An 11,145-nucleotide genomic window follows, 5' to 3' on the forward strand; every position below is an offset into this window, starting at 1 on the left:
CTCATACTTTATATAGTTATGTGTTAAAGTTAAGGTAATATATCCGAATAATTTGTCAATTATTGAAATTCTTTATCTTCCAAGCCAGAAAGTGGACTAGCAATTTTTAGACTGGAGATTTTTATCATGGATTTATTAACAGTTCTCGTATTAAATCTTATCTTTATTCTGATTTCCACCTTCGCTACCCAATACTTCATTGCTGAGCACTTGTCTGCTTTTTTCAAAAAGTATGGAAAGCCCTTGGTTATCCTAATTGCGGGAATCCAAATTGTATTCTGTATGTCCTTTTCTCTCATTGCAACGAAGAATTTCATTTTTGATCTCCGACTGATTCCACTCGTGCTTGGGGGGTTATACGGTGGGCCCTTAGTAAGTGTTGTTTTATTTCTAATTGCTTTTGCTGTGAGAATTCCAATCGGAGGAAGCGGCCTTTGGGTAAGCTTCTTCAATACGCTTACGATTACCGTTTTCGTTTCCTATATTTCCGTTTTATTCAAGGAGTATCCGCTCGCTAAAAAGCTCTTTACTGTTGTTGGCATTGCTGTTTCTTATACGATTTTGATTTTTTTGATGAAAGCTGTCATCTTTAATAATCCCTCAGAACTTTGGTTCATCTTCATTTATGGAATCACCCTCACAGCAGGAATCTTTATCGTTACATACTTCATAGAAATTACAAAACAAAATAATTATCTGTATAAAGCCATGATTAAATCAGATAAAATCGAGGTCGTCTCCCATCTCGCAGCCAGTGTGAGCCATGAGGTCAGGAATCCGATGACGGTCACACGTGGATTTTTGCAGATGCTGAAAGATTCATCGATATCTGAGGACAAAAGGTTGTTTTATCTGAACACTGCAATCGACGAACTTGACCGCGCGGAAACGATCATCAAAGATTATCTGTCATTCGCAAAACCCCAGTCAAAGATCACTTCTACGATTTCTGTCACAGATGAAATAGAAAAAGCATTGGAATTGATCGTTCCATACGCCAATCATTTTTCAGTGAAAATAAAAAAAGATTTAATGACAGGCCTTTATGTTTCTGGTGAAGCGCCAAAATTCCATCAATGCATTCTTAATATTCTCAAAAACGGTATTGAGGCTATGCCTGAAGGCGGAGACTTGCTGATCAGCACACGAAAAAAAGAAAATGAACTCGTCAAGATTATGATTAAAGATACAGGATGTGGCATGTCAAGCAAGCAGCTGGCCAAGCTTGGGGAGCCATACTATTCTACCAAAGCCGAAAAAGGAACTGGATTAGGCGTGATGGTTGTATACAAAATCATCCACGAAATGGGCGGAACCGTCGAGGTTCAAAGCAAGCTGGATGAAGGAACCCAATTTATGATTACATTGCCGCTTTCTAAGTAAAACCTGCATACTTAGTTCTTACATTGGTTAAACAGCAAAAAGCTCGGAAGGTCATCTCCGAGCTTTTTTATAGCCAATATTAATGTAATATCTATCATTTAGCTTAATTAGACTTATTCCTCAATTAAATTTAAGATCGGGACATTTCTTTCCATGTCCGGTTCAGATTTTGAGTAAACCCGAGCCATTTTCGCTTTTTCGTCGACATGCTGAATGATGACGGGCGTCCCTTCATATGTCACATTGATTACATCGGCTGATTCGACGATTTCTTTTGCGCGGCCTACGTTCATTCCTGCTTTCCTCCTTCTTGATCACAATCATAATTTATGCTTTTTCATGAATTGCTATCCAAAAAGGAGTGTGATTTAAATCTTAAAATTCATTTGAATGATATTCGCTTTTCTTAATGTATCGAAAATAATCACTAGGATGGGGCCTATAAAAACGCCTGCAATTCCAAGCAGCTTCAGCCCGATATACATGCTGACCAGAGAAGCGAGCGGCGATATTCCCAGACTTGAGGAATAGATTTTTGGCTCAATGACCCTGCGGACAATTGTAATCACAAAAAACAGGATTATCAGCCCAATCCCAAGAAAATTATTGTCCTGCAAAATGGCGATTACAGCCCATGGAACAAGGACTGAACCCGTCCCGAGAATCGGCAATATATCCACAATCACAATTAACAAGGACAGAAGGACAGTATATTTCACACCAAGGATACTTAAACCTGTCATCGCCATGATAAAGGTAACAAGGCTGAGGATAACCTGAGCCTTCAAAAAGCCTACCCCAGCCTTGGCTAGTTGGCCACCAACGAGGAAGACTTTCTGCCGCGTCTGCTCCTTCAAATGTGACTCAAGCTTCAACTTCAGCTTCGGCAATTCAAGACTGAACAGGAAAAGTGCAATCAGATAGACAAGAAATTCGATCAGGAACCCTGGAATTGCCGTCAATAAATTGATTGTGCCATTAATTAATTGTTGTAAAAACGAGTCGAGAGAATTCACATTCTTTTCAATCGTATCCTCGATTTGCAAAATTACTTCATGAGGGAAATTCTTAGAGTAAAATTCCCATTTGCCCATTAACGGCAATATGGCTGTACGGTAAAAATCCTTCACAAAGGTTGGAGTGCGCTGAGAAAGTGATACTGCCTGATGGGCAATAATGGATATCAGGTTATACCCAATCACACCCAGGAGCAAGACATAGCCTATAAAGACCGCTATAACGGCCTGAAGTCTTTTAAAAGAAAATCTTTTGATGATCCATTGAACCATTCCTTCAAGCATAACTGCCGTTAAAAAAGCAAAGATTAGCGGAAGGCTGTATGGAACAAGGAAAAGAATGATCACAGCAATGGCTGCTGTCCAAACCCATTTTTTCCACATGTATTTTGTTACTCTCCTTATATGTATAAAGTGGTTTTAAATATGAAATTTACGGACTATATACTAACTATAAACTATCTTATTTTTTATAGCTATTTATATAGTATAGCTCTTTTCGAATGGTTTGTTTCTAATTTTATTAAATGATGTAGGCTTTTATTTTCGAATTTGGCTCCGATAAACTTGTCTGTTGATTTCCGCTCTAGGCATTCGCTTTCCGCGGTGCGACAGGTCAAACATTGAACTATAATAGAGCCTGGATTTTCTAAACACAGCATTTTGAAAAAAAGAATGTCTTTATAAAATTCAGGGTATATAAAAAAATATGAAAGGATTCGTACTAGACGACAAGTTCTGGATTTTTTAATAAGAGATTCAAGGAGGCTATATGGAAGTTAACAGTCAGTCATTTATCCCTGTAGAATCAGAATTCTTCCAGCAGCCAACCCTTAACCTGGCAGAGGCTTTGCTGGGGTGCAAGCTTGTGAAGGAAACGAAAGATGGAATGGCTGCGGGAATGATCGTCGAAACGGAGGCCTATATCGGGCCAATGGACCAGGCCGCCCATAGCTACAATAACAGGAGGACAAAACGGACGGAAATCATGTTTCATGAATCCGGGCTCGCTTATACATATGTCATGCATACCCACTGCCTTTTTAACATCGTAAGCGGTGGAGCCGGGAATCCTGAAGCAGTCTTAATAAGGGCGATCGAACCTTTGGAAGGGGTAGATTTGATGATCAAACGGAGAGGTATGCCTGATTCAGTTGACCTCACAAACGGCCCGGGCAAGCTAACGAAAGCACTTGGAATAAATATGTCTGATTACGGGCATCCCTTAATCAGGACACCGCTTTTTATCATAAAAGGCCAGCTGCCAGAAAGCATTTCCTTGGGAAAAAGAATCGGGATTGATAATTCCGGGGATGCAAGAGATTATCCTTGGCGCTTTTGGATTTCAGGCAACCCATACGTATCAAGGCATCAAAAAGCGGAAAGCGTGAGGAAACCTTAAGATATAGAGGAGGAAAAAGATGAAAAAAGCCATTTTCTTGGACAGGGACGGTGTCCTGAACGAGGTATTATCAGATCGAGTTAAGTTTGTGAATCATCCAGAGGAACTCTATCTCCTTGAGGGGGCCGCTGAAGCGGTTGCTGAGCTCAGCAAAGCTGGCTATGAAATTTTCGTAGTGACAAACCAGGGTGGTGTCGGTCTTGGCTTCCTGAAGGAACAGCGACTCCATGAGATCCATGATCGCATGAACGAAATGATTAAGGAGCATGGCGGCCATATCAGGGAAGTCGCATATTGCCCTCATAAACCAAAGGCAGGCTGTGAATGCCGAAAACCGAATGCTGGAATGCTTCTCGACCTTGCCGGCAGACATGACATAGATCTGCCAGGCAGCGTAATGATTGGTGACCATGAACGGGATATCGAGGCCGGCAAGAAAGCAGGCTGCAAGACCGTCTTCATAGGTACTGATGAAACGAGTGCCGATGAAAAAGCCCCTACCCTTAAAGCTGCAGTGCCTCATATTCTTCATTTATTAGAGTCTTAAAAAACGCTGCCATTTGATTGGCAGCGTTTGGTTTATTTTTCCACTACGGTTACACTATCATTTTTAAGTTCATACTGGTTAATGTCAATTAATGTCCCTTATGGAGATTTTCAGGGCTTACACATTTAATTAATTCTTCCTAACAGGCAGGATGTATTGAAGCTATATTATAAAATGAAGCTCAAAACCACTTTTTGAGGCATATCCTGCTCACTGTAGACATCTTGTTTCAATCTTTCGCATGATGGCATTTCATATGAGAAATCTTCAACAGTTTCAGGGATAAGTCCTTCTTGCTTCAATGTATTGAAAACCTTCTGCATAGCATCGTCTGTATCGATGCATTCATCCGTACCCTCATATTTAAAGCAATCAACACATGTCTCGACAATATTTGTATCAATCTGTTCCTGGGTAAATACTAATTTTGCGCCAGTCATCTTCTCTACTTCACGATTTTCCAGTTCAATAATCGTTGTCACGTTCATTATCGGCACCTCCGTTTGTATTACACTATCATTATAGTAATTTAAAAAACAAACAGGGGCGTTTTACAAATTAGTTCAATTATTCTTCACATAATACCGACAAAAATCTGTCAAAAAACCGATAGCCAAGGGAATACCAATACCTAGCCACGAACAAAAAGTAACGCGTTAAAGCACTGGGGGTCTGACCCCCAATGAGTTAATGCACTAAAGGATTAGGGCGTTCTGGGTTGATTCTTATAAATATAATAAACTGAAAAAAGCAAATAGAAGAACTTTAAGGAATGTCATTGACCTTCCTGAGAAATGTTGATACTATCTCTAGTATTATTTATATCTAATAGTTATTCCTTGTATATGTTCAAGAATATGGCTTGAACGTTTCTACCATGCTACCGTAAATTGCGTGACTACAAGGGACTTAAATATTTGCTATTTCTTTTTGGCATTATTTGTCCTTTGTGGTACTTCGGCAGCATTAACTGCCGGAGTTTTTTATTATCAGCGAAAAAATCAACCAGGAGGGCAGCATATGAAAAACTTTTTCCAGTTCGCAGAACGGAACACAACGTATAAAAAAGAAACACTTGCCGGGATTACGACATTCTTATCGATGGCATATATCCTAGTAGTTAACCCAATGATCCTGAGCCAGGCAGGTATGGATAAAGGTGCTGTTTTTACAGCGACTGCATTATCAGCAATAATCGGCTCATTGCTGATTGGGCTGCTGGCGAACTTCCCAATCGGTATTGCCCCTAGCATGGGCTTGAATTCATTCTTCACCTTCACCGTCAGCATTGGTATGGGTGTGAAATGGGAGATTGCTTTAACCGGGGTCTTCATCGCAGGCGTATTATTCGTGATCCTTAGTCTATTGAAAATCCGCGAAAAAATCATCAATGTCATCCCTCAGGATTTAAAGCATGCAATTGCTGCTGGTATCGGATTTTTCGTTGCTTTTATCGGTCTGAAAAATGCTGGCATCATTGTCGGCAGTGACGCAACGTTTGTTTCAATCGGCAACCTGACTTCGGGACCAGTTCTGCTTGCCTTATTCGGTTTCATTGTCAGCGTCATTTTGATGGTGCGTGGGGTAAGCGGCGGAATTTTTTACGGGATGGTGATTTCGACGATTGTTGGGATTCTGACAGGATTGATCGATAAACCTGGCGCCATCGTTGGCAAGGTTCCTGATATTTCTCCAACCTTTGGTGTGGTCTTCCATCATCTTGGAGACATTTTCTCACCAGATGTATTGGCTGTTATTTTTACTTTCCTGTTTGTAGCATTCTTTGACACAGCTGGCGCGCTGATTGCTGTGGCCAGCCAAGCTGGATTGATGAAGGATAATAAAATTCCAAATGCTGGCCGTGCTTTGCTTGCAGATGCAGCTTCAGCAGTTGCGGGTTCTGTTTTGGGAACATCGACAACAGCATCCTTTGTAGAATCATCAGCTGGTATTGCAGTTGGCGGACGGACAGGCTTCACATCCGTCATCATCTCAGCCTGTTTCGCCGTGGCACTTTTATTTTCACCAATTTTATCCGTGATCACTCCAGAAGTGACGGCACCTGCTCTGATAATTGTTGGCGCGTTAATGGCTACAGAGATCAGCAAAATCAACTGGAACAATCTTGCTATCATCATTCCATCGTTCGTCACAATTATCATGATGCCATTGACCTTCAGTGTCGCAACCGGCATCGCTCTTGGATTCATCCTTTATCCGCTGATGATGCTTGGCTTGGGCAAACAACGAGACGTTCATCCAATCATGTATGTACTGGGAGTCTTGTTTGTTGGTTACTTTATATACGTATAAATCAAAAGCCCCGTTTCTCATTCAAAGAGGACGGGGCATTTCGTATTACAGCTTCTCGATTTCCGTTATAATTTCCTCACAGATTTCATGAGTTTGAAGGCTGTCCCTTGCTGGAATCAGAGTGGAGGTGTTGTTATTAACAGCCTGCAGGAAATCAAAAATGATTTGTTCAAACCCTCGCTTATGAAGGGTTGGCTCCCAGTCATTTCCGCCTTTTCTTGTTTCATTGCGGTTCTCTTGAATCATCAGTTCTGACACATTCAGGGCAGTTCTTTTTTCATTCGAATGGAACAATTCCACTTTTTCCTCGACGACACCGCTGTCACGATTCATTATCCCAATTGCCATTCCTTCAGCTGCAATTAACTGAATGACGACATGATGTAAAAAGGCGCCGTTCTTCTTGCCAGTCACTTTCACCTGAGTGATCTTATATGGAAATAAGAATCTCAATGTATCAACAACATGGATAAAATCATCAAACACGAAATTACGTATTTCTCCTGGTAGAGCCCTCCTGTTTTTTTGCATGATTACCATATTAGGATCCTTAAGTTCGGCAAGCTGTTTGTAGACGGGCGCGTATCTCCGATTGAAACCGGTCATTAATATCAATCCATTTTCTTCTGCTAGCTCCGTCAATTCCTTTGCCTGTTCAAATTCATATGCAATCGGTTTATCGACATACACATGTATACCAGCCAAAAGCAGCTTTTTAACGATCTCATAATGCGTTTCTGTCGCGCTGTGCACAAAAGCACCTTTAATCCCGCTTGCAATTAGCTCATCAAGGCCGGGATGGATATGAGGAAACCGATACATTTTTGCAAGTAAATCAAGCTTTGATAAATCCCTCGTAAACAGATGGAACTCTATGTCCCCTTTTTCCGCAAATACTGGCAGGTACGCCTTCTGCGCTATGTCACCTAATCCGATAATACCAATTTTCAACACTTCTCTTCCCCCCTGATCCTTCAACGTATTTGAATAAGTTAAGTTTACACATGTGCTGAAGGTAAAAAAAGAAATCAGCCCATTATAAGCTGATTTCCTTCTCTTATATTTATTCATTGATCCATGCAAGTCCAATTGTTCCTTGACCAGTATGTGTTCCAGCCACAGGACTGAAGTTCATTGTAGTAAAAGAAACCTGCGGGAAGCGTTGCTGCAATTCCTTACGCCATTCTTCTGCCGACTCTCTTACATTGCCATGAATAACACTTGCTTCCTTAACACTATGTGCATGTTCTTCAAAAATTTGGAACAGTCTCTCTTTGACCTTCTTTTCTGTACGAATTTTATCAAAAAGAACAACCTTGCCATCCTCGAACCTGACGATCAGCTTTAACTTGATCAGGCTTCCAATAATGACTTGTGTAGTGGATAGGCGTCCGCCCTTATGAAGCTGTTCCAGGCTTCCAGGTGCCATATAAAGATTCGCTTTATCAGGGAGTGTCCGTAAATAGGAAACAATCTCCTCATACGACTTTCCTTCTTTTTGCATGGCAATTCCTCTTTCGACCATGTTGCCTAAAGGGAATGAACCAATTTTAGAGTCTATTACTTCCACTTTATAATCAACCATGCTTGAAGCTGCAACTGAAGATTGATATGTCCCAGTTAGTGCGCTAGAAGCATGAATCGCAATAGCATGCTTGTACTGCTCTTTTAGCTTTTTGTAAAGCTCGACAAATTCACCAATCGCAGGCTGTGAGGTTTTAGGGAGCACTTTTGAAGCTGCAAGTTTTGGATAAAAATCTTCAGCTGTGATATCCACACCTTCTAAATAAGCTTCTTCACCAAAGATAATGCTTAACGGCACAACATATATATGATTATTTTTAATAAAATCCTCAGAAAGTGAAGCTGTACTGTCTGTTACCCATGCAATGTCATTTTGTGTCGTCATAATTTCTCCTGTTCTTCGTCAAAATATGGCTTGAATAGGCTTACATCATTCATCAATCCTATCTACAACCATCATATATGATGAAGCCTGCTAAAATCTATTAGTAATTTTTAAGAATCACCTTAATTTCTTATATTTGTTGCAAATGTTAATAACCTGGACACATGTTTTTGATTATAGAGGAAGGAAAAAGGTAAGAAATTGATCCTGCCAGGAGGCATCTATAAGTTTGGACCCTTTATTACACGCTTATATTCCCTCTCTTATTTGTTTTTATTCCTTATAGGAATAAAATACTGCTTAATTCTTGATGTGCCGCAAAATCATTTCTTGATAAAGAAAAAAATCACAGTTGAAATTCCTGTGATTTTTTCTTCGTACTGATTTTACAGTATCGAAAAAGGTCTCAAGTTCTTTTCCTTTTTATAAAAATTTGCTTGCAGCACCAGGAATCACTCTTTCTACTGTTCCGAATTCCCAGGCTTTTATATTCCCTTTGATGATGCTCCCGGCAATCAAAACTCCGAGTCGAATTCTTTGTCTTAGAAAAAATATATGAGAAAATAATAAAGCATTTTAAAATTAAAGGAGGAATCATTATGCCAAATAGTCTCCAGGATACAACTACATTACATAATGGTGTCAAAATGCCATGGTTCGGGCTTGGTGTGTTCAAGGTGAAGGAAGGATCAGAGGTTGTTGATTCAGTAATGGCTGCAATCAAGAATGGTTATAAAAGCATTGATACAGCGGCTGTTTACCAGAATGAAGAGGGTGTCGGACAGGCGATCAAGGAAGCCGGAGTACCTCGTGAGGAACTATTCGTCACAACTAAAGTCTGGAATGCTGATCAGGGTTATGAATCTACTCTTAAGGCTTTCGAAACAAGCATGGAGAAGCTTGGTCTTGAATATCTTGATCTGTATTTAATCCATTGGCCTGTAGAGGGCAAATATAAGGATACATGGAAGGCACTTGAAAAGCTCTACAAAGATGGCCGTGTTCGTGCCATCGGAGTCAGCAACTTCCATGTTCACCATTTAAAAGATTTAATGGATGATGCTGAGATCAAGCCTATGGTAAATCAGGTGGAATATCACCCTCATCTCGCTCAAACAGAATTGCTTGAGTTCTGCAAAGCGGAAGGCATCCAGATGGAAGCCTGGTCTCCTTTAAAACAGGGTGAACTTTTATCCGAACCAACAATCGTTGAGATTGCTGAAAGTCATGGAAAGTCTCCTTCCCAGGTCATCCTGCGTTGGGATCTGCAAAATGGAGTTGTGACGATTCCAAAATCCATTAAAGAGCATCGAATCGTGGAAAACGCAGATGTATTCAATTTCGAACTTTCTTCGGAAGATATGGATCGTTTGAACAACTTGAATAAAGACGAGCGTGTTGGTCCGGATCCAGATAACTTTGATTTTTAATTTCAAATGATAAAAGAACGCGGGCGATGGCTTCCGCGTTTTTTTATTAATGACTAAATATTTATATCAGATTTTATTACCTGGTGCTAAAAATCACATCTTTTTAAAATAAACCATGTTAAACTTCTAGGGAATAATAGACGAAAGGGGTAATAACATGGTTTTTCCACAGCTTAAAATCGGTCATATGGTTCCAAAGGTGCCTATTATGCAAGGGGGAATGGGAGTAGGGATTTCACTCAGCAAATTAGCATCTGCTGTTGCAAACGCTGGCGGTATCGGCATTATATCCGGTACAGGTATCACAGTCGAAGAAATGCGCTCCCATATCAGGCAAGCACGAAGCTTGATCAAGGACCGTGGCTATATAGGGGTAAATGTGCTGTTTGCCATGAATGATTTTGCCGAAAAAATGAAAGCTGCTCTCGAAGAAAAAGTTGATTTTATCATTTCTGGTGCCGGAATTTCACGGGACATGTATTCCTGGGGAAAACAGGCAGGTATACCCGTCATCTCCATTGTCTCTTCTGCTAAATTAGCAAAAATCTCTGAACGCCTGGGAGCTGCTGCGGTTGTTGTTGAAGGGTTTGAAGCTGGCGGACATCTTGGAACGGACAAGCCTCTTTTCGATATCCTTCCAGAAATCGTTGAATCTGTATCCATACCAGTGATTGCTGCTGGAGGAATCATGACTGGCGATGATATCGCGAAGGCTATATCAATGGGTGCAGCGGGTGTACAGATGGGCACGCGATTTGTCGCAAGTACAGAATGCGATGCCCCTCAATCCTTTAAAGAAAAATACGTAGCAGCAACAGAGAAAGATACATTGCTTGTAAAAACAACAGTTGGTTTGCAAGGTAGAGCGATTGCGAATACCTTTACTGATTTAATCACAACATCTGACAAACTAAGAATCACTAAATGCCGGGACTGCCTTAAAAATTGTTCTTACCGTTTTTGTACACTTGACTCCCTTCTCACTTCAGTTGCAGGCGATGTGGAGAATGGTTTGGTATTTGCCGGGGCAAGGGTAAGTGAAATCAAAGAGATTTTACCTGTCCAAAAAATAATCGATAATTTAACCTCTGAATTTAGAGCTGCTACAATTTCATATTAAATAAGAAAAGCGCAAGCGCCTTGGT

Annotated in this window: 11 protein-coding genes and 1 riboswitch; of the genes, 6 read left to right on the top strand and 5 right to left on the bottom strand. The window is 40.6% G+C overall.

Annotation, left to right across the window (positions count from 1 at the left end; translation table 11 throughout):
• Positions 1 to 126: 126 nt before the first annotated feature.
• Complete coding sequence (locus tag V7201_RS20860) at positions 127 to 1,383, top strand: ATP-binding protein (RefSeq protein ID WP_335378685.1); 1,257 nt, start codon at positions 127 to 129, stop codon at positions 1,381 to 1,383.
• A gap of 113 nt (positions 1,384 to 1,496) precedes the next feature.
• Here the strand turns inward: V7201_RS20860 and V7201_RS20865 are convergent, their stop codons facing one another.
• Positions 1,497 to 1,676: an H-type small acid-soluble spore protein gene (locus V7201_RS20865; protein WP_335378686.1), complete on the bottom strand. Its 180-nt coding sequence runs from the start codon at positions 1,674 to 1,676 to the stop codon at positions 1,497 to 1,499.
• A gap of 75 nt (positions 1,677 to 1,751) precedes the next feature.
• The gene (gene ytvI, locus V7201_RS20870) at positions 1,752 to 2,783 is read right to left on the bottom strand and encodes a sporulation integral membrane protein YtvI (RefSeq protein ID WP_335378687.1); all 1,032 of its coding nucleotides are present in this window, start codon (positions 2,781 to 2,783) and stop codon (positions 1,752 to 1,754) included.
• A gap of 388 nt (positions 2,784 to 3,171) precedes the next feature.
• On the opposite strand from ytvI, the gene V7201_RS20875 reads away from it, so the two are divergent.
• Both V7201_RS20875 and V7201_RS20880 read left to right on the top strand, forming a co-directional pair.
• Positions 3,172 to 3,801 (top strand): DNA-3-methyladenine glycosylase, encoded by a 630-nt coding sequence (locus V7201_RS20875; RefSeq protein WP_335378688.1) that lies wholly within the window; start codon positions 3,172 to 3,174, stop codon positions 3,799 to 3,801.
• Between the two features lie 19 nt (positions 3,802 to 3,820).
• Entirely contained in the window at positions 3,821 to 4,348 is a 528-nt protein-coding gene (locus tag V7201_RS20880; protein ID WP_335378689.1) for a D-glycero-alpha-D-manno-heptose-1,7-bisphosphate 7-phosphatase, read from the top strand.
• A 167-nt stretch (positions 4,349 to 4,515) separates the two neighbouring features.
• Here the strand turns inward: V7201_RS20880 and V7201_RS20885 are convergent, their stop codons facing one another.
• Positions 4,516 to 4,836, bottom strand: a complete 321-nt coding sequence (locus V7201_RS20885) for a hypothetical protein (protein WP_335378690.1) — start codon at positions 4,834 to 4,836, stop codon at positions 4,516 to 4,518.
• Positions 4,837 to 5,167: 331 nt separating this feature from the next.
• Positions 5,168 to 5,269: riboswitch (purine riboswitch) on the top strand.
• Between the two features lie 99 nt (positions 5,270 to 5,368).
• On the opposite strand from V7201_RS20885, the gene V7201_RS20890 reads away from it, so the two are divergent.
• Positions 5,369 to 6,661: an NCS2 family permease gene (locus V7201_RS20890; RefSeq protein WP_335378691.1), complete on the top strand. Its 1,293-nt coding sequence runs from the start codon at positions 5,369 to 5,371 to the stop codon at positions 6,659 to 6,661.
• Positions 6,662 to 6,706: 45 nt separating this feature from the next.
• On the opposite strand, the gene V7201_RS20895 is transcribed toward V7201_RS20890, so the two are convergent.
• Positions 6,707 to 7,615 (bottom strand): Gfo/Idh/MocA family protein, encoded by a 909-nt coding sequence (locus tag V7201_RS20895; RefSeq protein WP_335378692.1) that lies wholly within the window; start codon positions 7,613 to 7,615, stop codon positions 6,707 to 6,709.
• 109 nt (positions 7,616 to 7,724) lie between these two features.
• Positions 7,725 to 8,570, bottom strand: a complete 846-nt coding sequence (locus V7201_RS20900; RefSeq protein ID WP_335378693.1) for a DegV family protein — start codon at positions 8,568 to 8,570, stop codon at positions 7,725 to 7,727.
• Positions 8,571 to 9,169: 599 nt separating this feature from the next.
• On the opposite strand from V7201_RS20900, the gene V7201_RS20905 reads away from it, so the two are divergent.
• Positions 9,170 to 10,000: an aldo/keto reductase gene (locus tag V7201_RS20905; protein WP_335378694.1), complete on the top strand. Its 831-nt coding sequence runs from the start codon at positions 9,170 to 9,172 to the stop codon at positions 9,998 to 10,000.
• 157 nt (positions 10,001 to 10,157) lie between these two features.
• Positions 10,158 to 11,120 carry an NAD(P)H-dependent flavin oxidoreductase gene (locus V7201_RS20910; RefSeq protein WP_335378695.1) on the top strand — a complete coding sequence of 321 codons (963 nt, stop codon included), beginning with the start codon at positions 10,158 to 10,160 and terminating at the stop codon, positions 11,118 to 11,120.
• Positions 11,121 to 11,145: the final 25 nt, after the last annotated feature.

This window comes from Bacillus sp. JJ1122, assembly GCF_036964885.1.
Lineage (GTDB): Bacteria > Bacillota > Bacilli > Bacillales > Cytobacillaceae > Mesobacillus.

Bases quoted from the DNA above. Each gene is read 5' to 3' on its own strand.
- V7201_RS20890 (WP_335378691.1), top strand. From the start codon at position 5,369: ATGAAAAACTTTTTCCAGTTCGCAGAACGGAACACAACGTATAAAAAA.
- V7201_RS20900 (WP_335378693.1), bottom strand. From the start codon at position 8,570: ATGACGACACAAAATGACATTGCATGGGTAACAGACAGTACAGCTTCA.
- V7201_RS20860 (WP_335378685.1), top strand. From the start codon at position 127: ATGGATTTATTAACAGTTCTCGTATTAAATCTTATCTTTATTCTGATT.
- V7201_RS20905 (WP_335378694.1), top strand. From the start codon at position 9,170: ATGCCAAATAGTCTCCAGGATACAACTACATTACATAATGGTGTCAAA.
- V7201_RS20880 (WP_335378689.1), top strand. From the start codon at position 3,821: ATGAAAAAAGCCATTTTCTTGGACAGGGACGGTGTCCTGAACGAGGTA.
- V7201_RS20875 (WP_335378688.1), top strand. From the start codon at position 3,172: ATGGAAGTTAACAGTCAGTCATTTATCCCTGTAGAATCAGAATTCTTC.
- ytvI (WP_335378687.1), bottom strand. From the start codon at position 2,783: ATGTGGAAAAAATGGGTTTGGACAGCAGCCATTGCTGTGATCATTCTT.
- V7201_RS20885 (WP_335378690.1), bottom strand. From the start codon at position 4,836: ATGAACGTGACAACGATTATTGAACTGGAAAATCGTGAAGTAGAGAAG.
- V7201_RS20865 (WP_335378686.1), bottom strand. From the start codon at position 1,676: ATGAACGTAGGCCGCGCAAAAGAAATCGTCGAATCAGCCGATGTAATC.
- V7201_RS20910 (WP_335378695.1), top strand. From the start codon at position 10,158: ATGGTTTTTCCACAGCTTAAAATCGGTCATATGGTTCCAAAGGTGCCT.